We start from the raw sequence: 22,478 nt of genomic DNA on the forward strand, positions 1-22,478 counted from the left end.
TCGCGTCACTCCTGCACCGGGCGGCGTACGACGCCCAGCGCCCCGGCGACGACGGCCCCGAATCCGACGGCCATGAGCGGCATTCCCATCCCGAAGGGCAGCTCACCGACCCAGTTGATGCTGTCGCGCTCCGGCAGCGCGCCCAGGCTCACCGCGACCACCGCACCGGCGAGGAACATCCCGGCCACCGCTGCGCCGACCGCGAGCTTGGCGCACGCCACGCTCCGCCCGGCCCAGAGACCGGCGAGGAGGGCGACCACCAGGGACACCACGACCAGCCAGGTCCAACCGCCCTCGGCCTCCAGGTAGGCCCAGCCCGAGTACGACCACTGATGGAGGCGGCTGGCGCGGAACCACGGGATCAGGTAGCCGAACAGCGCGGCGGCGCTGCCGGCTAGGAGCAGCGCGTCGGGGGCGGGGCGGTACCAGCGAGGGGAGTCGTCCATGCGTCCGGAAGGTAGCAGTCACCCTCATCCACGTGCACAGGCGACGGTGCCGCGGACCGGCCGTACGGACGTGGCGGTGACCCGGCCGCTGCGCCGCGACCGGGCCACCGCGCCCCGCGCTGTCAGCCGCCCAGACTCGCGGCGGCGGACTGGATCGCCGAGGCGAACGTGCTGACCTGGGTGTAGACGCCGGGGTAGTTGGGGCGGGCGCAGCCGTTGCCCCAGCTCACGATGCCCACCTGAATCCAGGCGTTGGCGGCGTCCCGGCGGAACATCGGGCCACCCGAGTCACCCTGGCAGGTGTCGACACCGCCGCTGGCGTACCCGGCGCAGATCTCCTCGCCCGGAATGACGTCACCGCCGTAGTAGCGGTTGCAGGTGGTGTCGTCGACGAACGGCACGCTGGCCTTGAGCAGGTAGCGCTGCTGTGCGCCGCCCTCCCGCGCGGCGCCCCAGCCGGCCACCGTGAAGGTGCCGTTGTCGTACGCCGTGCTGGTCGCGATCTTGAGCGTGGCGAGCGAGGTGACCGGGGAGGCGAGCCGGATCAGCGCCCAGTCGTCGCCGTTGCCGTTGTAACCGGGGGCGCGGTAGACGTAGTTGGAGCGGACCTGGATCCGGCTGGAGGACTGGAGGTCCACCACGCCCAGGGTGGCGGTGATGCTGGTGTTGGCGCCGGTGCGGCCGACGCAGTGCGCGGCGGTGAGGACCAGTCGCGGGCTGTAGAGCGCACCGCCGCAGCCCATCGAGAGCCGGACCATGAACGGGAACTCGCCCTGCGCGGCCCGGGTGCCGCCGACGACGTACGGCGTCATGTCCCCGGCCGGGGCCGCCGTGGCCGGCGCGGTCACGGCGACCGCTCCCGCGGTGACCACTGCCAACACGGCCGCCATCCGGCCGAGGAATCTACGCCAACGGACCATGGTCCCTCCCGACATCGACTGTGTGCCGCCCGGCCAGGCCGCACTCGAGGTGGCAGGAGCTTATGGACGTTCATCGATGAACTGCAATGGATGTGGGCATCCCGTCTGTGTCATACGCCGCGCGCGCCGGCGCCGTGCTCGGCACCGGCGCGCGCCGGACGACGGGAGTCCGGGGTCAGCACCAGCCGTTGATCGGCCCGTTGACACCGGTGGACAGGTAGGCGTCGGACACCCAGCTGCCGTCGCTGAGCCGGTCCCACAACGCGGTGGTGCCGTACCGGCCGGTGTGCGAGGTGCCGTTGGCGGAGCAGGAGACGGTGACCGTGGCGCCGTCCGCGAGCGATCCGAGGACGCCGTACCCCGTTCCGGGACCGGAGCGCCGGGTCAGCGTGCCGCCGCCGTTCGCGTCGACGACTCCCTGGTTGAAGCCGAGCGCGCCGTAGTTGTAGACGGCGCCGCCCACGCCCGCGAAGGCGGATCCGTGCCGGGCGCCACCCTGGTACTCGCCGGCGCCGTTGACGAAGTCCCACTTGCCGATGCCGTGCCCGGCGATCGGGACGTAGACCGAGTTCTGCCGCAGCCCGAAGTGCACGTGCCGGCCGGTGGCGGAGCCGCCGCAGGTGACGTCGGTGCCGGTGTAGCCGAGGTACGCGCCCTGCCCGACGGCGGCGCCGTTCACCGAGATGCTGCTCCACAGGTGGTAGTAGTCGGTCGAGTAGCCCCGGTCGTGGATGACCCGGATCCACCCGGTGCACATCGTGTACGCGGTTCCGGCCCGCGCGGCCCGGACCACCTGGTCGCCACCGGCGAGGTCGACGGAACTCCACGGCGCGCCGCCGCCCCAGCCGTGCGGCCCGCCGGTGAGCGTCCACGTCTGCCCGACCGCGAACGGCAGCGCCATGCCGGTCCGGAAGTCGCTCCCCGCGTACATCGGTGCGACTGGCGTGGTGAACACCGCCTTCTCGTCCGTGTTCACCAGCGGTGACGCGGCGGCCAGGTCACCGAACGACGCCTCGCCGTCGAAGGCGACGGTCCAGCCCTTGCCGTCGGTCCGCGCGAGGAAGACCGACCCGGTGGGGTGCGCGTCCCGGGACCGGTCCGCCAGCAGCACCGCGGTGCCGAAGGCCCATCCGCCGCTCGCCCGGGTGACGGTGACCCGGGTCCGCTGCGGCCCGGCGGTCCGGGTCGCGGCGTCGGCCTGGCCGAGGAGTTTCGCGGTCACCGCGTCGGTGACGGGCGCGGGTGCCGGGCGGGGCGCGGCCGAGGCTGGGGCCGGCACCACGGCCCAGGCGCCGATCGCCGCCAGCGTGAAGGAGAGCACGAGCCGTCGCATGGGGCCTCCTATCGACAAGCATCACTGAATGGCGAGGCTATCGAAGGGCATGAAAGTTGTCTACGAGTTCCGCATGCTCCGGTGAAGGATCTGTGCGTCGGGTTGATTCGCGGCTGGCCGGGTAGCTGAGCGGTATGCGAGTACCGACCCTGGTCAAGACCGCGGCAGCAGTCACCGCGACCGCCGCCGCGGGCGCCGCCGCCACCTCCACCGGCACCTCGTCGCGCTGGTACCGCCGTCTGCGAAAGCCCGCCTGGCAGCCGCCGTCGGCCGCGTTCCCCCTCGTCTGGACCCCGCTGTACGGGCTGATCGCGGTCGCCGGTGCGCGGGCGCTGGACCGCTCCGAGGGGCCCGAGCGCGCCGCGTTCGCCCGCGGCTACGCGCTCAACCTGGCGCTCAACGCCGGCTGGACCGCCCTGTTCTTCGGCGCCCGCAGGCCCGGCGCCGCGCTGGCCGAGATCGCCGCGCTCAACGCGTCCAACCTGGTGCTGCTGCGCCGCGCGGCGCGCACCGACCGTCCCGCCGGGGCGGCGCTCGCCCCGTACGTCGCGTGGACCCTCTTCGCCACCGCGCTCAACGGCGCGATCGTCGGCCTCAACCGGGGACGGTGACCGGCGTTCCGCTGATCAAGGTCGGCCGTCGGCGGACGCCGGGCGGGTCGCGCGCCACGACGCCAGGAGCCGCAGCCGATCCGCGTCCGGGCTGCCCGGCTCGGCGGTGAAGACGAGCATGACCGGGCCGGGACTGCCCGGCAGCGGATAGGTGTCCCAGTCCAGGACGATGTCGCCCAGTCCTGGTACCCGGAACGTCTTCGTGCCGCTCACCGAGGCGCGGACGTCGTGCCGTGCCCACAGCCGCCGGAACTCCGCGCTGCGGATGCTCAGCTCGCCGACGATCGCGGTGGCGCGGGGATGGGTCGGGTCGTCGGCGACGGCGGCGCGGAGCATGCCGATGTAGTCGAGCGCCTGCCGCTCCCAGTCCGGGCAGCTCCGTCCCCCGGTCAGCGCGTCGTCGAACAGCAGCAGGAGCATGTTGAGCCGGCCGGGCGGGTGGTTCGCCGGGTCGCCGAGCAGCGCCTGCGCCATCGGGTTCCAGTCGAGCAGGTCCAGATGCCGGCCGAGGACGACAGCCGGCGTGTCCATCACCCGCAGCAGCCGCCGGGTGCCGTCCGGCACCCGCTCCGGCTCCCGGTCGACGCGGGCGGGCACCGGCCGCCGGGCGGCCCGGGCCAGCGTGAACAGGTGCCGGCGTTCGGTGTCGTCCAAGCCGAGGGCGCCTGCGAGCGCGTCCAGGACGTCGTCCGAGGGGCGTACCTCCCGGCCCTGCTCCATCCGCTGGTAGTAGTCGGTGCTCAGCCCGGCCAGCAGGGCCAGTTCCTCCCGCCGCAGGCCGGTCACCTTGCGCCGGCCGCCCGGCTCCAGGCCGACGTCGCGCGGGCGCAGCCGGCCGCGCCGGGCGCGCAGGAAGGCGCCCAGCTCGCGTGCGTACGGATGCGGGCTGCTCATGCCGCCAGTCTGCCGCGACGCCGCCCGCCCAGGGTAGGTCCCGCGGACCTAGGCAACCGCGAACGACCGAGCCGGGCCGGAACGCTCCTAGCGTCATCGCTCGACACGAACCGCCGTACCCGAGGAGCAGCAGATGACCGGATGGACCGCCGACCGCATCCCCGACCAGCGCGGCCGGGTCGCCGTCGTGACCGGAGCGAACTCGGGCCTCGGCCTGGTCACCGCCACCGAACTGGCCCGCCGTGGCGCCCACGTCGTGCTGGCCGTGCGGAACACCGCCGCCGGCCGGCAGGCCGCCGGCCGCATCGGCGGCGACACCGAGGTACGCGAGCTGGACCTGGCCCGCCTCGAATCGGTACGCGCGTTCGCCGCGAAGCTGACCGCCGACCACCCGACGATCGACCTGCTGGTGAACAACGCCGGTGTGGTGCTGCTCGGCCCGCGCCGTACCTCCGCCGACGGCTTCGAGCTCCAGTTCGCCACCAACATGCTGGGCCCGTATGCGCTGACCGGCCTGCTGCTGGACGCCCTCGCCGGGGCGCGGGCGGCGCGGGTGGTGAGCCTCAGCTCGCTCACCCACCGCAACGCGCGGCTCGACTTCGGCGACCTGATGTCCGAGCGCGACTACCGGGCCTCCGCCGCGTACGGCCGCTCGAAGCTCGCCACCACCGTCTTCGGCGTCGAGCTGGACCGTCGCGTGCGCGCGGCCGGATTGCCGATCGTCAGCGCGCTGGCGCATCCCGGTCTCACCCGCAGCAACCTCACGCCGCGGGCCTGGGAACACCGGGGCCGGCTGGGACGAATGATCGGGCGGCTGGGCCTGCTCGCCACCCAGCCGGTCGAGCAGGGCGCCCTGCCGCAGTTGCGGGCGGCGACCGACCCGGAGGTACGCGGCGGCCAGTTCTTCGGCCCGTCCCGGCTCTTCGAGACCTGGGGTCCGGTGGCCGAGGCGCGGCTGAACCGGCAGGCCGCCGACCCGGCCGTCGGTCAGCGCCTCTGGGCTGCGGCGGCGGAGCTGACGGGTGTTCGTTACCTCTGAACCGGCGGTGCGCAACGATGCGTCGAGTGGGATTTTGCACTCCCAGTGCACTTGTCTCCGGTTTCGCGGCTGCCTAGCGTCAGGCCATGGCTGACTCGTGGACGTTCGCTGTGGCCCGTGACGACCTCGCTCGCACCACACTCGTCGACGGCGCTGTGTCCGACCCCGCCGACGGGGAGGCGCTGCTGCGCGTGGACCGCGTCGGCCTGACCGCCAACAACGTGACGTATGCGGTGCTCGGTGAGGCGATGCGCTACTGGGAGTTCTTCCCGCCGCAGCCCCGAGGACTCGACGACCGGTGGGGCCTCCCGCCGCTGTGGGGCTTCGCCGAGGTGGTCGCGTCCACAGTGTCCGGCGTCGAGCCGGGACACCGGGTCTACGGCTACCTGCCGCCCGCGGGCCACCTGGTGGTACGCCCGGACCGGGTGGACGGGCCCGGGTTTCGCGACGCGAGCGCGCACCGGGCCGAACTGCCCTCGCCGTACAACTCCTACCGGTCGACCACTGGCGACCCCGCCTATCGGGCGGAGCAGGAGGACCTGCTGATCCTGTTCCGGCCGCTGTTCTTCACCTCGTTCATGCTCGCCGACCAGGTGATCGACGAGGACGCCTACGGCGCGCGGTCGCTGGTGCTGTCGTCCGCGTCGAGCAAGACGGCGTACGCGACCGCGTTCGACCTGCACGGCCGCGGCCCGCGCCTGATCGGGCTCACCTCGCGGGGCAACCTCGCCTTCACCAGGTCGCTGGGCTGCTACGACGATGTCCTCTCCTACGACGAGATCGGCGCGCTCGACGCCGTACCGACCGTCTATCTCGACCTGTCCGGTTCACCCGCCACCCGCGCCGCCCTGCGCGCGCACCTCGGCGACCTGCTGGTCCGGGACATCGCCGTCGGACTCACCCAGCAGACGCCCAACGCGGGTGCCGCCGGGGAGGTCTTCTTCGCGCCGGTGCGCATCCGCAAGCGGAGCCAGGACTGGGGTCGCGACGGGCTCGACGAGCGGTTCGCCGACGCCTGGCAGCGGTTCTCCCGGGTGGTGAGCGGATGGCTCGACGTGCGGGTCGGCGCCGGCCCGGAGGCGCTGCGGGACGCGTGGCTCGACGTCCTCGCGGGCCGCACACCGCCCCGGGTGGGGCACGTCGTCCAGCTCTGAGCCCGTCGCCGATTCCGGCCGTGGCGCGCCCGCCCGGCCGATGCGCGCTAGGCTGACGACGCGGGGTACCGATGACTGATCGCCACCCCCTGCTTCTCCCACGGTTTCCCAGCCGCGACGACTGAGTCGAGCGCTGCCGTGCAGATTCCCTTGGAGCACTTCGTGCCCGACAACACGTTCGCCCTGAACCCCTTCCGTGTGGAGGGGGTCGGAGCCACCGACGACGAGCGCAGTCCGATCGCGGACGTCAGCGCCGAATCCATGACCCGTCTGCGGAGCCCGTTCGCCGCGGCGCAACCCGCTCGCGAGCCGGCCGGCGCGCCCGACGGGCGCTAGGCCGTCAGCCGGGCGTGACGGCCCCGGCCGTGCGCACCGGTCCCCTTGATGGTGTCGCCGGGCGCGGTCGAGTGGTCAGCGGTTCAGGTAGGCGGCCAGGCCGCCGAGTTCCTCGTTGGCGATGAAGGCCGAACGCACGTTGATGATTGCCTCCTCGACGTGGAGCGGGCAGCCCCACGCCGAGTCACCCCACGAGTCAGCAATCTTGATCTCGGCGGGTGCCGTGCAGCCGTCGCCGCCGCCGAGCTGACACCGTTCGGGGCGGGGAGTGGCGGCCTGCGCGGCTGCGGCGGCGCGCAGCCGGGCGGTGAGTTCCGCCGCCGCGGCGGCACGCTGTTCCGCCTCGGCCCGTAGTTCCCGTTCCGCCCGCACCACCCGGGCCAGCTCGTCGTGCGCGGCCCGGGCGCGGGCGTCCGCTTCGGCCTTCGCCTGTTCGATGTGGTGGCGTTCGATGGCCAGGGCGGCGGTGCCGGTGAAGACCCGGGCGAGCGCCAGGTCGGCGTCGCGCGGGACGCGCGGGGTGCGGTGGTACATGGCGAAGGTGCCGAGCAGGCTGCCGTCGCGGGCGAGGATCGGCGTGGACCAGCAGGCGGCGAGCCCGGCCCGCTCGGCCAGGTCGCGGAAGTCGGCCCAGAACGGGTCGGTGGCGATGTCGGTTACGATGACCGGCTCGCGCCGGTGCGCGGCGGTGCCGCACGAGCCGACACCCTCGCCGGTGGCGATCCCGTCGATGGCCTGGTTGTAGAAGTCGGGCAGGCTGGGCGCGGCGCCGTGGCGCAGGTGCCGGCCGTCGGCGTCGGCGAGCAGGACGGAGACGAGCACCTCCTGCGGCGCGAGGTTCTCGATGCAGCGGGCCATCCCGTCGAGCACCTCGGCCAGCGGCGCCTGCCGGGCGATCTGCTCCAGCATCGCGCGGTGTTCGGCCATCAGCCGTTGCGCGTGCTTGACCTGCGTGGTCTCCACCCCGATCACGCGGATCCCGGTCACCGTGCCGTCGGCGTCGCGGCGTGCCTCGTAGGTGAAGTCGAAGAACGCCTCCCGCGCCTGCGACCCGGTGCCGAGCATGATCCGGGCGTCGTGGCCGGTGTAGGACTCGCCCGTGCGGTAGACCTCGTCCAGCAGGGCGATGAAGCCCTGGTCGTCCAGTTCCGGCATCAGCTCGGCGAGCGCGACCCCGGTGCGTGCGCGTTCCTCGCCGATGGCGGTGAAGAACGCCGGGTTCGCCGCCTCCACCACGTGCGTCGGCCCGGCGAGCGCCGCGAAGACGGCGATGGACTTGCCGAACAGCGTCCGCAGATCCTCGTCCGCGGGCCGCCCGGTGACCGACGGACCCGCCGTGGGCAGATGCTGGCCTGGTAGTGCCGTCATGCCTGGTCTTCCTCCCACGCCGGCTTCGTCGACCGTCGCCAGATTACGGGGCAGTGGCCGACGTTCACATCTTGGCATCGACGCCCGCCTCCGTTACCGTCGTGGGAACGCTCCCATGAACTTAGATACGTCTATGTGATCAGGAGGAAACACGACGTGGCTATCCTCTCGTCCCGCCGCAGATCAGCGGCCATCAGCGTGGCCGCCGTCGCGGGCCTCGCCGCGGCCGGCGTCGGTTTCGCCGTCGGTGGCGCATCCGCCGGCACGGTGTCCGGATCGCTCTACCGCGACCCGTCCTCGGCGGTCGTCCGCTGGGTCGCCGCCAACCCCGGCGACTCGCGCGCCGCCGTCATCCGCGACAAGATCGCCAGCCAGCCGCAGGCGCGCTGGTACGCCAACTTCAACCCGTCGACCATCCAGTCCGAGGTCTCCAGCTTCATCGGCGCCGCCAACGCGGCACAGCAGATCCCGGTGCTGTCGGTGTACGAGATCACCAACCGGGACTGCGGCGGCGCCAGCGCCGGCGGGGCGCCGGACCTCAACCAGTACCAGACCTGGGTGTCCAACTTCGCTCGCGGACTCGGCAACCAGACCGTCCTGATCATCCTGGAGACCGACTCGCTCGCGCTCCAGACCTGCCTGAGCACCGGCGAGCTGAACGCCCGCAACCAGGCGCTCACCACGGCGACCCAGACCATCAAGTCGGCCAACCCCAACGCCAAGGTGTACCTCGACGGCGGCCACTCGACCTGGAACAGCGCCAACGACACTGCCAACCGGCTCCGCGCGGCCGGCGTGCAGTACGCCGACGGCTTCTTCACCAACGTGTCGAACTTCAACCCCACCTCCAGTGAGGCGAACTTCGGCCGGGCCGTCATCTCCGCGCTCAACGGCATGGGCATCTCCGGCAAGCGGCAGGTCATCGACACCAGCCGCAACGGGGGAGCCGCCGGGGACTGGTGCGCCGACGACAACACCGACCGGCGCATCGGGCAGTACCCGACGACGAACACCGGCGACGCCAACATCGACGCGTACCTCTGGGTGAAGCCGCCGGGTGAGGCGGACGGCTGCCGCTACACGGCCGGTTCGTTCCAGCCGGACCTGGCCTTCAGCCTGGCCAACGGCGCGCCCAACCCGCCCACCACCGCGCCGCCGACGACCAACCCGCCGACGACCGCGCCGCCGACCACGGCTCCGCCGACGACCGCGCCGCCCACCACGGCGCCGCCGACCACCCCGCCGCCGGCCGGTAACGGCTGCTCCGCGGCGGTCGCGATCAACCAGTGGAACGGCGGCTTCACCGCGAGCGTGAACGTCACTGCGGGCTCCGCGGCCATCAACGGCTGGACCGTGACCGTCGCGCTGCCCGGCGGCGCCGCGATCACCGGCACCTGGAACGCCCAGGCCAGCGGCACCAGCGGTACCGTCCGGTTCACGAACGTGGGCTACAACGGGCAGGTCGGCGCCGGCCAGACCACCAACTTCGGCTTCCAGGGCACCGGCACCGGCCAGGGCGCCACCGCCACCTGCGCCGCCTGACCGGAACCGACCCGGGGCCCGGCGCGGAGGATCGTTCTCCGCGCCGGGCCTCTCACTTCGCCGCTGCTGTCCGCAACGGATTCACGAACCGCCGTGCCCGCCTCAGGTTGCGGGCCAGCTCCTCGCGGTTCTGGTACGCGTGGCGGATCCACGCCGGCTGACCCGGGCCGGTACGCCAGGACTCGCTCAGCGGGCTGTTGTCCACCATGTCGAAGCCGAGCCGGTCGTACAGCCGCGTCACCAGTCCGACCGCTTCCGGGTGGTCGCTGGAGACGGACAGCGCCAACCGGTCCGGCGCACCGGTGCTGGGTCACGTTCTGTACCGAGCGGTATGGTCAAGCCATGGGCACTGAGACTCCGACCCCGGGACGGCCGCGCGCCTTCGACGAGCAGACGGTCCTCGACCGGGCCGCCGAGGTCTTCTGGCAGCAGGGCTACGAGGGCGCGTCGCTCAGCTCACTCACCAAGGCGATGGGCATCAACCGGCCCAGCCTCTACGCCGCGTTCGGCAGCAAGGAGGAGCTGTTCAAGCGGGCCTTCGACCGCTACCACGAGACCAACCTCGCGAACGCGCGCGGCGCCCTCGACCAGCCGACCGCGTACGCGGCGATCGAAGCCTTCCTGCGCGCCGGCGCCGACAACCTGACCGCCGGCGGCCACCCCGCCGGCTGCCTCTCCATCCAGGGCGGCCTGGCCTGCTCCCCGGAGAACGCCCGCATCTCCGAGATCCTCGCCGCCGGCCGGGCGGCCACCGAGGCCGCGCTCGAAGAACGGCTGTCCCGCGCGGCGAAGGAGGGGGATCTCCCGGACGGCCTGGACAGCCGGGCGCTCGCCCGTTTCGTGATGGCGCTCAGCGAGGGCCACGCCGTCCACGCCGCGGCCGGCGCGAGCCGCGAGGACCTTCAGGCCTCCGTCGACGTCGCCATGCGAGCCGTCGCGGCACTCCACCCCAGTGTCGGAGGGTAACCGCCTGGATTCACTCAGCTACTTCTCAGGTGGCGTTGGTAGCTTCCCCGCTCGACGGCTTCCATTATGGACGCCGTTGATCTCGTTGTGGCACAAGGGTTTCACGTGAAAGTTTCACGGTCCTCGTGTCGCGCGTACGGCGGTCGTCGAGGGAGAGGTTCGTGGTGTTCAAGAAGATGCTGGGCGCGTTCGGGGTGGGCGGCCCCAGCGTCGATACGGTCCTGTCCAATCCGAGCACCCGCCCGGGACTGATGCTGGGCGGGCAGGTGAACCTGACCGGCGGAAGTCACGACGTGGAGATCGACCACATCACCGTCGGGCTGGTCACCCGGGTGGAGATCGACGGCGCGGAGGAGGAGTACGACGCCCTCGTCGAGTTCCACCGCGTACAGGTCGCGGGTGGTCTGCACCTGCGCGAGGGTCAGCAGTTGTCGCTGCCGTTCCAGGTGGCGATGCCGTGGGAGACCCCGGTGACCGACCTGTACGGGCAGCATCTGCACGGTATGACCATGGGCCTGCGCACCGAGGTGGCGATCCGCGGCGCGATCGACAAGGGCGACCTGGACCCGGTGTACGTGCACCCGCTGCCGGTGCAGGAACGCATCCTCGAGGCGTTCGGCCGGCTCGGCTTCGGGTTCAAGGGCGCCGACCTGGAACGCGGGCACATCTCCGGGCTGCACCAGAGCCTGCCGTTCTACCAGGAGATCGAGTACTACGCCGCCGCGCAGTACGCCCACGGCGTCAACGAGGTTGAGCTGACCTTCGTCGCGAACGAGCACGGCGTCGACGTGGTGCTGGAGTTCGACAAGCGCGGTGGCCTGTTCACCGGCGGCCACGACTCGTACGGCCGCTACCACGCCGCGCACGCCGACGCCGACCGCGTCGACTGGGCCGCGCAGGTCGACACCTGGGTCCGCCAGGCCCTCGACGGCTACCAGAGCCTGCACACCGGCCACGGCCACGGCTACGCCCCGCCCGCCCAGGGCTACGGCGCGCCCGGCTACGGGCACGCCGCGTACGGCCACCCCGGCGGGCACTACAAGGAGGAGGACCACCAGGAGCGTCACGGTGGTCCCGGCATGGGCGCGGTCGCCGCGGGCGTGGTCGGCGGCGCCGCTCTCGGCTTCGCCGGCGGCATGGTCGCCGACGAGGTCTTCGACTCCTTCGGCGACGACGAGGGCGGCGACGAGGAGGCGTGAACCACGCCTCCTCACGGATGCCTTCCACCATCACCGCCGTCGGCGACCTGGGCCGTAACCCGTACTTCCGGACCGCCAACGCCCTGGCCGCCCTGACCGGCACCAAGTAGCCCACCGTCCGGCGGCCCGGAGACCTCTCCGGGCCGCCGGACGTCGGCTCCGGCCGGTGTGGTGTCACCGCGATCCACACCGAGCTGGTCTCCACCGGCGAGCGCCTGGGTGCCGACGACAGTGAGCAGGGCCAGGCGGTCGGCATCCTCGGTGCCCGGCTCGGCCGTGTAGATCATGATGCGCAGGTCGCTGCCCGCCACGGTGAGCACGTCGCAGTCCAGGGTCAGCGGACCCACGTACGGATGATCGATTGTCTTGCGGGCGGACCTCGTGCCGGCCGACGGCGCCGGACTCCTACAGCTCGGCGAAGCGGTCACTGGTCGCCCGCAGTTCCGCGACCAGCCGCGGAGCCGTTCGTCGGCCGCCTGCCGCGCGCAGGTCCGCGACGAGCGCGTACCCGCCGGCAAGGGCCTCCGGAGGGCTGCGTCGTGAGCGGTGAACGCGACCAACGCGGCCGGCCCTGGTACGTCGTCGACCGCGCGGCGGTCTTCATCGGCCGGTAGGTGGCATCGGCGTCGGGTCGTTGTCGCCATGGCGCGCGCCCTGCTTGCTCAGCGGGCCAGTCATCCTGATGACCGTCGACCAGGAAATCTGGGTTGGAAAGACTAGACATCTTCTGCGGTACGGCATACTCTTCTTCAAGTCGAGAGGAAAGATCCGTCAAGACGCAGACGGGCCGTCCGGCCGTGAGGACACGACGGGCGGATAGAAGAGGAACATGCTTCACCGTTCCTCTTGAGAGGCAGTAAGAGCACGTCAGTTCCGGCGTGACACACGCCGGGGTGCAGGTGGGGCCAAGGTTCTTTCAGGGCTCCGGCTGATGTTCGCTGCACGTGTCGGGGCTGTGAAGTCGCGTGGGCTCCGGCGCCGGCGGACCGTACGACAGCAAGGGAAACGTGTACGCAGAGGAAAGGGAGGGCCTTACACCGTTGGATCGCCCGCCGTCGGCCGTCATGTCAGGCCGGGCGGACACCGCAGTTTCCATCGAACGAGAGGTGGTCTCCGGTCACGCATATGCGATCCTCGCACCCGAAGCCGTCGATGACGGCTGGTGCGGATACGACAAGCCGACGTTCCGGTCGGTAGATGGTGTTCTGACCCGTAACCCTGGGCCCCGGCGCTTGTGCGCCGGGGCCCTCGACGTGGAGGTGACATGGGGCAAAACCCCGAAGACATGTTCGGCGATGAGAACTACCCGGCCTACACCATCGGGCAGGCCGCGGAGATGCTCGGCACCACGCAGGACTTCCTGCGTCGCCTGGACGAGACAAAATTGATCAATCCGCAGCGCTCCAGCGGCGGGCACCGCCGCTACTCCCGCTACCAACTGCGCCTGGCCGCCCGGGCCCGCGAAATGGTCGACGACGGCACCGCCCTGGAGGCCGCCTGCCGGATCATCATTCTGGAAGACCAACTCGAGGAAGCCCTCCGGCAGAACGAGAAGCAGTAGCGGGGGCCGCGGCGACAGGACTGACCAGCCCACCCTTCGTGCGAGGTCGTCGGCGGGCGATGAGCCGGCCGGCCCACCAGGCGAACGCCTGGGTTCCCGCCTCGGACCGGGCAGCCCCGCTCGTCGCACCTCTTCACATCCGGCCGGCGACCGGGATGCTGTGCGTGACCGGCGGTCCGAGGGGTCGCCGTCCTACGCCTGGCCGGCGTGCCCGGGCGCGGCGGATCAGCTGCGTGTAGCGTCCGATCATGGGCAGCGGCGGAACGGACGACGTGGGTGCCGGGTGGAGCACCGCTCGCGGCGCCGGCGACGTGGCGTTGTTGTCGGAAGAGATCACCGCTGCGCGGGTTACGGCGCTGCGTCACGCGGTCGCCGCGGCAGCCCGTTCGGCGGGTCTGGTCGGCGACGGGCTGGAGGACTTCGTATTGGCGGTGCACGAGTTGGTCACCAACGTGGTGCGCCACGGCGGGGGCAGCGGCGAGGTGCGTCTGTGGCAGCACCACGACCTGCTGACCTGCCAGGTCAGCGACAACGGGCCCGGGCTGGGTGAGATTGCCGTCGCCCTGCCGTCGCCCGGGGAGGTCGGCCACCGGGGACTGTGGCTGGCACAGCAGCTCACCGAAGGGCTGATGATCGACAACTCCGGACAGGGAACGACCGCCTCGGTGACAGCGCAGCTGCGCCCCCGATCGACCGTGTACGAGGAAGGGTGACAGTGGCCACGGAGCAGACCTGGCACTGGCATGTCGACGTCGGTGCTGATCGTCGTGTCCTGGCGCTGTCCGGTGAGATCGACATGTCGGGCGCCGATCGGCTCGATGACCTGCTGCACGAGACGGTCGCCCAGGCCGGGACGGTGGAGATCGACCTGGCAGGGTTGACCTTCATCGATTCGACCGTACTCAGCATCCTGGTCGGAGCGCACCACCACGCGGTCGACCGGGGAGTGGATCTCACCCTGCTCAACGCCACCGGGCAGGTCCGCCGGATCCTCGACCTGACCGGCATCATGCAGCTGTTCGGCCGGGTGGCAGATCCGCCACCCACCGCGGTCTGAGTGCGCGAGGCGGGGAATCTCGTCGCGGCGGGCGGCGGAACAGCCGTTGCGACGCTGGGACTGCGGGGCGGTCAGGCCCTGCCTGTCGTGGGCTCACGGAAGCGGACCATGAGTACGGTGGCGTCGTCCTGCAGCCGGTCATCCTGGTAGGCGAGGATCGCGTGAACGAGACGCCGCGCGGTCTCTGGTAGCGGCAGCCCGTCGGCCAGTGCCCGGACGGTGAAGTCGACCAGCCGCTCGGTGCCGAACCGTTCCCCGTCGGCCGAGCGGGCCTCGATGATGCCGTCGGTGTAGAAGAGCACGTCGTCGCCGGGTTCGAGGGCTTCCTCGACCACCATCGGAGGACGCCGGTCGCCCAGGGCCACCGGCAGGGCGGTGGGCGTGGGCAGGACGGCGGCGACCCTGCCGCGACGGAGCACCAGCCCGCCCGGGTGTCCGGCGGAGATGACCCGCAGCCGGCCGGTGCGCTGGTCGAGTTCGGCCAGCACCCCCGTGATCAGTCCGCGCCGGTCGTGGTCACGCGCCGCAGTGTCGATGTGATGGTAGGTCTCGACCAGGTCGAACCCGCCCCGACGGGCATTGCGGTACGCGGCCAGGGCCAGGCTGGCGAGCATCACGGCGCGCATCCCGCCACCGGAGCCGTGCCCGACGGCGTCGAACAGGGCGAGGTGGGCGATGTCGCCGTTGACCGCATAGTCGAAGGCGTCGCCACCCACGTCGTAGCAGGGCTCCAGGATCCCACTGATGATCACGCCGCCGGTGGAGAAGGTGAGCGGCGGAAGTTGGGCGCGCAGCATCTCGGCGGGCAGGCGCATCGGCTCGCGGCGGCGGACCGACTCGATCGTGTCGCTGTGCTGCGATCGGGTGATCACCAGCTCGGCGAGCAGGGAGGCCACCGCCTCGAACGCGGCCACCGCGGAGTCAGGCACGGCAGCCGCGGCGACCACCTCCGCGACGCCCACGCGCTCCAGACCGTTGAGCAGCGGCAACCACAACCGCGCACCGTCGTCCACCGGGCCGCCGAACGGGCGCAACATGCTGAACGCCCGGCCGGCCAGGGTTCCCTCGATGGCCAGCGAGACTCGACGCGGTGCGTCCGGACCGGGCAGCGCGAGCAGCTGACGCTGCTCGTGGTCGACCACATAGAGGATCATGTCGTCGGCGCCGAGCTGCCGGGCGGCCCGCCGTGCCATCCCCGGCAGGTCCTCGGGCCGGGCGTGGTGCGACTGCCGCAGCAGACCTCGCAGTGCGTCCCGCTCGCTCATGCCCACCGACCTTCGCCCCCGCCCACACGGGGCTGCCCGAGCGATCAGAGTACGCGGGCGCTCCACCCATCACGCGCTGGTGCGCGACGGTGGAATCGCCCGATAGGGCAGTGGCGGCGGGTGTGGAACGTGGCAAGCCTGTCAGCAGGTCGGCGCGGTCGGTGCCGGTTGCGGTGGCCTGGATCCGGGCGCGCCTCCGCAGGGGAGCAAGGCCGGCGGCCAGGTCCACTCACCGCCATCGGATCGACGACGGATCATGTGCTACGGTAGCCGAGTTGCAGTTTTGATTTCCGTAGACGTTTTCCGGCGCCTGATGGGGCATCTGAAACCCATCCAGGCGCTTTTCGTTTTTCGTGTCGTTTCGACGCGGGTGATCAACGCGGCGGCGTAAGGGTCCGCACAGTGCGGTCTCTAACAGCCTGCGAAGGAGCAGACATGACTACAGGTACCGTGAAGTGGTTCAACGCCGACAAGGGCTTCGGCTTCATCAGCCCGGACGACGGCGGCGCCGACGTCTTCGCCCACTTCTCCGCGATCTCGGCGAGCGGCTTCCGCAGCCTCGACGAGAATCAGAAGGTGGAGTTCGACATCACCCAGGGCCAGAAGGGCCCGCAGGCGGAGAACATCCGCCCGCTCTGATCCACATTCTCTGAACGGCGGCCCGACTGGTTCAGCGGGCCGCCGTTCGGCGTTTCATGCGTTCATCACGCCATCGCGAAAATCATCTGATCGGCAGAAGGCCGGCCATCTCGGTCCGGAGCCAGCATTGCCCCCGTTCTTCTGCAGCAAGGACGACGCTTGACTGTCAGCCCGAGACACACCGTCCCGGTCGATGGGCAATCGGCAGCGGCGGCGCCTCAGGCGGTTGGGCCGCCGCGGTGGTCGAGTTCGTCGCGGAGCGCGCGAGCGAAGCCTTCGGCCATGGCGAGTTGGTCGCGCAGTGCGATGACCCGCGTCGTAGCGGCGGTGTGGAACATGTCGAGCCGGTCGAGCAGAGCGGCGCGGTCGACGCCGGTGGCGGTGTCGAGGGCGTCGAGGACGGCGAGGAGGTCGCGCATCTCGTCGAGTGTGAACCCGAGCGGTTTCATGCGTTTGACGACGGCGAGGCGGTCGAGGTCGGGTTCTGTGTAGAGGCGGAAGCCGCCGTCACTGCGGGCGGAGGGGACGATCAGGCCGGCTTCCTCGTAGTGGCGGATGGTGCGGATGCTGAGCCCGACCCGTTCGGCGGCTTCGCCGATCTGCATGAGGCGACCGGTGGCCGGGCCGGAGGCGCGCTGCTCCGGCCCGGTGTCGCGGCTGGTGGAGGCCATCAGTGGCCGACACCGAGTCGGCCGGCGAGGGTGTCGTGGATGCGGGCGCTGGGCTGGTTCAGCTCGATGATCTCGACGGTCTTGCCGCGTGCGGCGTACTTGGTGGTGACGGCGTCGAGGGCGGCGACGGAGGAGGCGTCCCAGACGTGGGCGTGGGTCATGTCGATGACCACGGTGTCGGGGTCGTTCGTGTAGTCGAACTGGCCGACGAGGTCGTTGCTGGAGGCGAAGAACAGCTCACCGTGCACCGAGTAGATGCGGGTGCCGCCGTCGGGGTCGAGGACGCTGGTGACCTCGACCAGGTGGGCGACCCGGCGGGCGAAGATCACCATGGCGGTGAGCACGCCGACCACCACACCGATGGCCAGGTTGTGGGTGGCCAGGGTGGTGACCACGGTGGCGAGCATGACGATCGTCTCCCCGTACGGCATCCGCTTGAGGGTGGCCGGGGCGACGGAGTGCCAGTCGAACGTCGACACCGCCACGATGATCATCACGGCGACCAGGGCGGCCATCGGAATGACCGCGACCACGTCGCCGAGCGCGACGACCAGGATCAGCAGGAAGACGCCGGCCAGGAACGTCGACAGCCGGGTGCGGGCGCCGGACGCCTTCACGTTGATCATCGTCTGGCCGATCATGGCGCAGCCGCCCATGCCGCCGAAGAAGCCGGTGACGATGTTGGCGACCCCCTGGCCCCAGGACTCGCGAGTCTTGCTGGACGGGGTGTCGGTGATGTCATCGACGAGCTTGGCGGTCATCAGCGACTCCATCAGCCCGACCAACGCGATCCCCAGAGCATAGGGGGCGATCAGGGTGAGGGTGTCCATGGTCCAGGGGATCTGCGGCAGGCCGAGGGTGGGCAGGCTGTCCGGCAGGGCACCTTCGTCACCGACGGTCGGCACCGCCACGCTGGCGACGACGGTGACCAGGGTCAGCACCACGATCGCGACCAGTGGCGCCGGAACCGCGCGGGTGAGGCGGGGCAGTCCAACCATGATCGCGAGGGCGACGGCGACCAGCGGGTAGACCAGCCACGGCACCCCGAGCAGGTGCGGAACCTGCGCGGCGAAGATCAGGATCGCGAGGGCGTTGACGAAACCGACCATCACGCTGCGCGGGATGAACCGCATCAACTTCGCCACCCCGAGCACCGCCAGCAGGACCTGGATCGCCCCGCCGAGAATCACCGCCGCGATCAGATAGTCCAGTCCGTGCTCCTTGGCCAGCGGCGCCACCACCAGCGCGATCGCGCCGGTCGCGGCGGAGATCATCGCTGGCCGCCCACCGCAGATCGCGATCGTGACGGCCATCGTGAACGAGGCGAACAGCCCCACCCGCGGGTCGACCCCCGCCAGGATCGAGAAGGAGATCGCCTCTGGGATCAACGCCAGGGCGACGACCAGACCGGCGAGGACCTCGGTGCGGAACACCTTCGGCGACAGCCAGGACGGACGGGACAGACGCGGTCGGGAGCCCGCGGACAGCACAGAAGACATAAAGCCATTTCCACTCGGGCGCCTGACGGACGCGCACAGCTCCCGCCCCGAACCACGGGACGCAGCTACTCACAGATCAGCAACAGTCGGTCTGGACGGTCTGCGGGCCTCATCGCCCGGACTCGTCAGGACCGCCACAGGAGTCACCCGGCCACACCCGGGTTCACCGGTACCGAACCTACCCTTACGTAAGAGAAGAGTCGGCCGGACGTGTTGATCATCACGACGTCGCAGCCGCCAGGCCCTTGATCCAGTTTCTCGCACATCCTGTCCGGGGTGCCGGCCGGCGACGGCGGCAGGCTCGGGCTTGCCGTGCCCGCGGGGCCGGGAGCGGGGATGGCTGACGTGTGTTCGCCGGGGGATCGGGGCGGAGCTTCGAGGCGGACCTCGCCGGGCAGCGCGTCGCGACCCTGTTCCGGCTGCAGGAACTACTCACCGGCATCAGTCCGGCGTTTGATCGGGCTGTGGAACTCAACCGGAAGGGACCGATGATGGTCCTGGCGTGCTGACAGGCGCCGGTGGCGATCCGGCACGCCGGCGTCGACCGGATCACCGCCTTGCTCCGACGCGGCCACGTCAAGAACGCCGTCCACGTCGCCGAGGCGATGGTGGCAGCCGCGCGGCAGCAGACCGTAAACCTGCCCGGGCAACGCGCCGCCGCCGTGGTCGTCGGGCAGATGGCTACCGAGATCCCCGCCCTGGAACAGCGCATCGCCGCTGTCGACGACCTCATCGCCGAGCAACTCGACCAGCACCCGCTGGCGCCGATCATCGAGAGACTCCACCCTACCCGCCAAGATCAACCGGAGTCGTATGGAGACTCCTAAGACGACGCTCTATCTGTACCGGAGGCTGACTACCTGCGGGTTCCTATTTTGTTTTCGTGTTAGTGGGTCGCACGCGCGCGTTACTGTGCTCGCTTGCCGAAGATCAGCAGAACGGGCGTAAGTCCTGCTCAGGCCGTGCTTCGGTCGGTTCGACGCGTCCTTATCAGATCCGGCGAAGTTGCCGCGCCGCATCAGTCTCCGGTGCTGCGACAGCGTGGGCCAGCAGCGTGGCGAGTTCGGCTGCGCGTGCCGGGTGGTGATGACCGACCCAGGGAACTCCGCCGACGAGGTATTGAGCGAAGCCGGGGTGGTCGGTCCGGTACTGCGCGGCGAGGCCGGTGCGGGTGGCGTTGTGGAGGATGACGCGGAGCAGGTCGTACTCGTCGCGGGGTGCGGCGGGGTGGTGGTTGACGACGAGTCGGGCGAGGAGTTGCCGGTCGGCTCGGCCGCGGCCCTTGGCCACAGTGGACTTGACACCGTCCACCGAGGGTTCGAGCTGCCCGCCGAGCCGCAGCGGCGTCGGGGAGCGCAGCACGGCCATTGCCTCGCCGAGGTCACGATCGGGTGTGACGTGATGTTTGATGACGGCCCGTGGTAAGTGCTGGGCCTGTCTTTCGGGTGCGCCACCAGATGATTGCGGTGATGACGACGACCGCAAAGGCGGGGACGAGCTGGTACGGCGTGCCGACTCCGGCTGAGCGGTCCTGCAGTGCACTACCGAGGTCCACCCGCAGGGACGTGGCCAGGATGAAGGAGAACGTGTTGAGGACGGCGTGCAGCGTAACCGCGATCTCCAGCCCGCCGGTGCGCCAGGTGATGATGGCCAGTCCGGTCCAGAGCACGAAGTACCAGACGATGATGTACGGATCCGTCGCTCCGTGTGCGGCCGTGAACAGCACGCTCGAAACCAGCACCCCGGCGACCAGTCCCGCCCGTCGGCTGCGGGTCCAGCTTCCGATCACGCGGAAGATCAACCCACGTACGCCGTATTCCTCGCCCGCCGACTGGAGCGGGGTGAGGAGCATCGTGGCGATGAAGATGGCGACGAGGTCGGTCTGCGACCATGGGGCCTCGTCGACGGGCGCGAGAGATCCGAGGGCGACGACCACCAGCCAGGCGGGACCGAAGACGAGCAGCGATCTGCCGAGCAGGTCGAAGCGGAACCGTGACGTCACGGAGTGCAGGGACGCACCGGGTACGCCGTAGAGCCACCGCTGGATGAGCATGCTCCACGGAATGAGCAGGCCGAGGGAGAGCATCGTGCTGGCGTGGTAAAGCGGCGTGTAGTCGGTGCCGCCCAGGATCGGCGGGGTGTTGCCCTGCTGTACGTCGATGGCCGCAGCCGCCCTGCCGAGGACCGTCGGGAAGATGACGAACCCGGCCAGCAGGAGGATGATCGCAAGAATGCCGCGGCCGATCCGGCGTTCGTCGCTAGCGAGTACCCGGTGGTATTCGACCCCGGCGGGAGCTGACGGCCCGTTGCGGGGCTCGCCCGGAGTGAGTAGTGAGTTCGGCTTGGTTGCCGCGGTCATGCTGTCCTCCTGTGGATGGGGTTACTTCCCTGCGTGGTCGAGCACGCTGTAACGCAGGCGGAGTGCCCGCTCGGCGCTCCCCAGTGCGGCCCCGACGGCGAGGGCGAAGTTGAGCCAGATCGGTAGGCGGACGGGCGATTCGAACGTTCCGACGTTCTCCGCGATCGGGGGGATCTGCGAAACCGGTCCGGCGAGTTGCAGCAGGTTCAGGCCCACGCCGATGACGAGCATCAGCACCGAGAGGAGGCTGATCGAGCGGCTCAGCGTCGGGTGCTCGCGTTCGACGCGGGCACGGCGTCCTTCGGCGGACCTCGGATCGGGAAAGAGGGGGTACTCGGCGCCCGCAGTGATGACGTAGTGGCAGCGTTTGAGCCCGAATGCGCTGTTCGCCACCTCGATGGTGCCGCCCTCCACGGGGAAGGCCGCCGGGAGCTTGGACTCGGCGTGGTGTCTGCCGTCGAGATACAGGTGCGCTCTCGCCTTGCCGCCCTCCGGGTCGGTCCGGCGTGGGATGTCGACGGCGTACACCGTCTGCCGGCCGTTCCCGTTGGGCAGCGCGAGGTAGAACAGTGTGCGGAAGGGTAGCTGCCACCAGCGGAGGCGTTTCAACGCCCGGCCGTCTCCGCTTTTGATGCGCTTGGCCGCCCGCTGTTGCCGCCAGTCCTCGATCACGTTTCCTCACTTACCGTCGATCGCCCGGGTCCTACTAACACGCCGTACTAGTGGCAACGCTAGCACGGCGTGCTAGTACGATGTGCCAGGAGGTGGCAGGTGACACGGGGCGACGGGAGCACCAGCTCACGGGAACGGATCCTCGCGGCTGCGGCGGCGATGCTCGCCGAGGACCTGGCTGCGCGGTTGAGCGTGCGTGCGGTCGCGGCACGGGCCGGGGTGAGCACAGGCTCGCTCAGGTTCCACTTTCCGACCCAGCGGGCGCTGCAGGACGCGGTGCTCGCCAGGATCTATGACCACGTCTTCCCTGATGACCCGATCCACGACCGATCACTGTCCGCCCGGGATCGACTGGTCAACTGTCTCCGGCAGGTGCTCTCCCCCACCGGTGTCGGGGAGCAGGCACGTGAGGCGTGGAGCAGGGCGTACCAGATGTTCATCGCACCCGAACCGACCGAGGAGGTGCGCGCGGCCTATCTCGCCCTGGAGCGGGAAGGGTGGCGCCGTGTCGAGTACTGGCTGACGGTTCTCGCTGACGAAGGCGCGCTCCCCAGGGAGGACCACGCACGCCGAGTGAGATTCCTGCTCACCGTGCTCCAAGGGCTCTCCATCGAACGAGCCCTGCCCGCCGAGGACTCGATCCTGAAGTCCGAAACCGAAACCCTCTACACGGCCGTGGACTGCGTCCTCAACGCCCCGAACACATGAGGCATCCCGTGCCGATCCTCCGCATCCCGACAGCGCCCCCGGCAACGCCCCTGAACTGGTCAGCTACGACGGCCACGGGACAGAGATCGACAGGCGCCCGCTGTTCCAGGCCGAAGACCAACTCGAGCACTGCTACACGGGCCCCGACGGGAAGCGGATCTACGGCAAACCGACCAGCGACTGCCGTCCTGCCGAGAGAAGTGGGGGCGATAGCCACGATCGGAGGCTGACCGCCGACC

General features: G+C 70.6%; 25 protein-coding genes and 1 pseudogene. 12 read left to right on the forward strand and 14 right to left on the reverse strand.

What is annotated here, in order from left to right:
• Positions 1–5 precede the first annotated feature (5 nt).
• The 3 genes from FB454_RS31895 to FB454_RS31905 form a co-directional block, all read right to left on the reverse strand.
• Positions 6–446 (reverse strand): hypothetical protein, encoded by a 441-nt coding sequence (locus tag FB454_RS31895; RefSeq protein WP_013283817.1) that lies wholly within the window; start codon positions 444–446, stop codon positions 6–8.
• Between the two features lie 122 nt (positions 447–568).
• Positions 569–1,366: a S1 family peptidase gene (locus FB454_RS31900; RefSeq protein WP_013283818.1), complete on the reverse strand. Its 798-nt coding sequence runs from the start codon at positions 1,364–1,366 to the stop codon at positions 569–571.
• Between the two features lie 175 nt (positions 1,367–1,541).
• Positions 1,542–2,699: a peptidoglycan DD-metalloendopeptidase family protein gene (locus FB454_RS31905; protein ID WP_071096956.1), complete on the reverse strand. Its 1,158-nt coding sequence runs from the start codon at positions 2,697–2,699 to the stop codon at positions 1,542–1,544.
• Positions 2,700–2,833: 134 nt separating this feature from the next.
• Here FB454_RS31905 and FB454_RS31910 point away from each other — a divergent pair, with 134 nt between their 5' ends.
• Positions 2,834–3,310: a TspO/MBR family protein gene (locus FB454_RS31910; RefSeq protein WP_013283820.1), complete on the forward strand. Its 477-nt coding sequence runs from the start codon at positions 2,834–2,836 to the stop codon at positions 3,308–3,310.
• Between the two features lie 15 nt (positions 3,311–3,325).
• Here the strand turns inward: FB454_RS31910 and FB454_RS31915 are convergent, their stop codons facing one another.
• Positions 3,326–4,204: an MmyB family transcriptional regulator gene (locus FB454_RS31915; RefSeq protein ID WP_145824118.1), complete on the reverse strand. Its 879-nt coding sequence runs from the start codon at positions 4,202–4,204 to the stop codon at positions 3,326–3,328.
• Positions 4,205–4,337: 133 nt separating this feature from the next.
• Between FB454_RS31915 and FB454_RS31920 the strand changes: the two genes are divergently transcribed.
• From FB454_RS31920 to FB454_RS31930, 3 genes are all read left to right on the forward strand, one after another.
• Positions 4,338–5,243: an oxidoreductase gene (locus tag FB454_RS31920; RefSeq protein ID WP_013283822.1), complete on the forward strand. Its 906-nt coding sequence runs from the start codon at positions 4,338–4,340 to the stop codon at positions 5,241–5,243.
• An 86-nt stretch (positions 5,244–5,329) separates the two neighbouring features.
• Positions 5,330–6,397: a DUF2855 family protein gene (locus FB454_RS31925; protein ID WP_145824119.1), complete on the forward strand. Its 1,068-nt coding sequence runs from the start codon at positions 5,330–5,332 to the stop codon at positions 6,395–6,397.
• A 162-nt stretch (positions 6,398–6,559) separates the two neighbouring features.
• Positions 6,560–6,733 (forward strand): hypothetical protein, encoded by a 174-nt coding sequence (locus FB454_RS31930; protein ID WP_356956967.1) that lies wholly within the window; start codon positions 6,560–6,562, stop codon positions 6,731–6,733.
• A gap of 75 nt (positions 6,734–6,808) precedes the next feature.
• On the opposite strand, the gene FB454_RS31935 is transcribed toward FB454_RS31930, so the two are convergent.
• Positions 6,809–8,101, reverse strand: coding sequence for a GAF domain-containing protein (locus FB454_RS31935; protein WP_145824120.1), 1,293 nt, complete (start codon positions 8,099–8,101; stop codon positions 6,809–6,811).
• A gap of 156 nt (positions 8,102–8,257) precedes the next feature.
• Between FB454_RS31935 and FB454_RS31940 the strand changes: the two genes are divergently transcribed.
• Complete coding sequence (locus tag FB454_RS31940) at positions 8,258–9,643, forward strand: glycoside hydrolase family 6 protein (protein WP_013283826.1); 1,386 nt, start codon at positions 8,258–8,260, stop codon at positions 9,641–9,643.
• A 52-nt stretch (positions 9,644–9,695) separates the two neighbouring features.
• Here FB454_RS31940 and FB454_RS31945 read toward each other — a convergent pair whose 3' ends face one another.
• On the reverse strand, positions 9,696–9,884 hold the full coding sequence (locus FB454_RS31945) for an NAD(P)-binding domain-containing protein (protein ID WP_222433954.1): 189 nt from the start codon (positions 9,882–9,884) through the stop codon (positions 9,696–9,698).
• A gap of 101 nt (positions 9,885–9,985) precedes the next feature.
• Between FB454_RS31945 and FB454_RS31950 the strand changes: the two genes are divergently transcribed.
• Both FB454_RS31950 and FB454_RS31955 read left to right on the forward strand, forming a co-directional pair.
• Entirely contained in the window at positions 9,986–10,609 is a 624-nt protein-coding gene (locus tag FB454_RS31950; RefSeq protein WP_145824121.1) for a TetR/AcrR family transcriptional regulator, read from the forward strand.
• Between the two features lie 161 nt (positions 10,610–10,770).
• Entirely contained in the window at positions 10,771–11,808 is a 1,038-nt protein-coding gene (locus tag FB454_RS31955; protein ID WP_145755383.1) for a sporulation protein, read from the forward strand.
• Between the two features lie 245 nt (positions 11,809–12,053).
• On the opposite strand, the pseudogene FB454_RS31960 reads toward FB454_RS31955, so the two are convergent.
• Positions 12,054–12,452 (reverse strand): annotated as a pseudogene (locus tag FB454_RS31960) (MmyB family transcriptional regulator); the annotation flags it as partial.
• Between the two features lie 620 nt (positions 12,453–13,072).
• Here FB454_RS31960 and FB454_RS31965 point away from each other — a divergent pair.
• The 3 genes from FB454_RS31965 (at position 13,073) to FB454_RS31975 (ending at position 14,426) form a co-directional block, all read left to right on the forward strand.
• Entirely contained in the window at positions 13,073–13,369 is a 297-nt protein-coding gene (locus tag FB454_RS31965) for a helix-turn-helix domain-containing protein (RefSeq protein ID WP_013283829.1), read from the forward strand.
• 248 nt (positions 13,370–13,617) lie between these two features.
• Positions 13,618–14,082 (forward strand): ATP-binding protein, encoded by a 465-nt coding sequence (locus FB454_RS31970; RefSeq protein WP_013283830.1) that lies wholly within the window; start codon positions 13,618–13,620, stop codon positions 14,080–14,082.
• Positions 14,079–14,426: an STAS domain-containing protein gene (locus tag FB454_RS31975; protein ID WP_235437409.1), complete on the forward strand. Its 348-nt coding sequence runs from the start codon at positions 14,079–14,081 to the stop codon at positions 14,424–14,426. The genes FB454_RS31970 and FB454_RS31975 overlap by 4 nt, the downstream gene beginning before the upstream one ends.
• 71 nt (positions 14,427–14,497) lie before the next feature.
• Here FB454_RS31975 and FB454_RS31980 read toward each other — a convergent pair whose 3' ends face one another.
• On the reverse strand, positions 14,498–15,691 hold the full coding sequence (locus FB454_RS31980; protein WP_145824122.1) for a PP2C family protein-serine/threonine phosphatase: 1,194 nt from the start codon (positions 15,689–15,691) through the stop codon (positions 14,498–14,500).
• 435 nt (positions 15,692–16,126) lie between these two features.
• Here FB454_RS31980 and cspE point away from each other — a divergent pair, with 435 nt between their 5' ends.
• Positions 16,127–16,330 carry a transcription antiterminator/RNA stability regulator CspE gene (gene cspE / locus FB454_RS31985; protein WP_013283833.1) on the forward strand — a complete coding sequence of 68 codons (204 nt, stop codon included), beginning with the start codon at positions 16,127–16,129 and terminating at the stop codon, positions 16,328–16,330.
• A 218-nt stretch (positions 16,331–16,548) separates the two neighbouring features.
• Here the strand turns inward: cspE and FB454_RS31990 are convergent, their stop codons facing one another.
• The 6 genes from FB454_RS31990 to FB454_RS32015 form a co-directional block, all read right to left on the reverse strand.
• Positions 16,549–17,001, reverse strand: coding sequence for a MerR family transcriptional regulator (locus FB454_RS31990; RefSeq protein WP_030272817.1), 453 nt, complete (start codon positions 16,999–17,001; stop codon positions 16,549–16,551).
• Complete coding sequence (locus FB454_RS31995) at positions 17,001–18,500, reverse strand: SulP family inorganic anion transporter (protein ID WP_145824123.1); 1,500 nt, start codon at positions 18,498–18,500, stop codon at positions 17,001–17,003. Before FB454_RS31995 ends, FB454_RS31990 begins: the two co-directional genes overlap by 1 nt.
• Positions 18,501–18,928: 428 nt before the next feature.
• Positions 18,929–19,285 carry a hypothetical protein gene (locus FB454_RS35120; protein WP_157551508.1) on the reverse strand — a complete coding sequence of 119 codons (357 nt, stop codon included), beginning with the start codon at positions 19,283–19,285 and terminating at the stop codon, positions 18,929–18,931.
• 205 nt (positions 19,286–19,490) lie between these two features.
• The gene (locus tag FB454_RS32005) at positions 19,491–19,862 is read right to left on the reverse strand and encodes a hypothetical protein (RefSeq protein WP_145824124.1); all 372 of its coding nucleotides are present in this window, start codon (positions 19,860–19,862) and stop codon (positions 19,491–19,493) included.
• A gap of 19 nt (positions 19,863–19,881) precedes the next feature.
• Positions 19,882–20,859 (reverse strand): CPBP family intramembrane glutamic endopeptidase, encoded by a 978-nt coding sequence (locus FB454_RS32010; protein WP_145824125.1) that lies wholly within the window; start codon positions 20,857–20,859, stop codon positions 19,882–19,884.
• 21 nt (positions 20,860–20,880) lie between these two features.
• The gene (locus tag FB454_RS32015) at positions 20,881–21,531 is read right to left on the reverse strand and encodes a hypothetical protein (RefSeq protein WP_013473824.1); all 651 of its coding nucleotides are present in this window, start codon (positions 21,529–21,531) and stop codon (positions 20,881–20,883) included.
• Between the two features lie 99 nt (positions 21,532–21,630).
• On the opposite strand from FB454_RS32015, the gene FB454_RS32020 reads away from it, so the two are divergent.
• Complete coding sequence (locus tag FB454_RS32020) at positions 21,631–22,239, forward strand: TetR/AcrR family transcriptional regulator (RefSeq protein WP_145824126.1); 609 nt, start codon at positions 21,631–21,633, stop codon at positions 22,237–22,239.
• The last annotated feature ends 239 nt before the right edge of the window (positions 22,240–22,478 follow it).

The sequence above is a fragment of the Micromonospora sp. CNZ297 genome, from assembly GCF_007827625.1.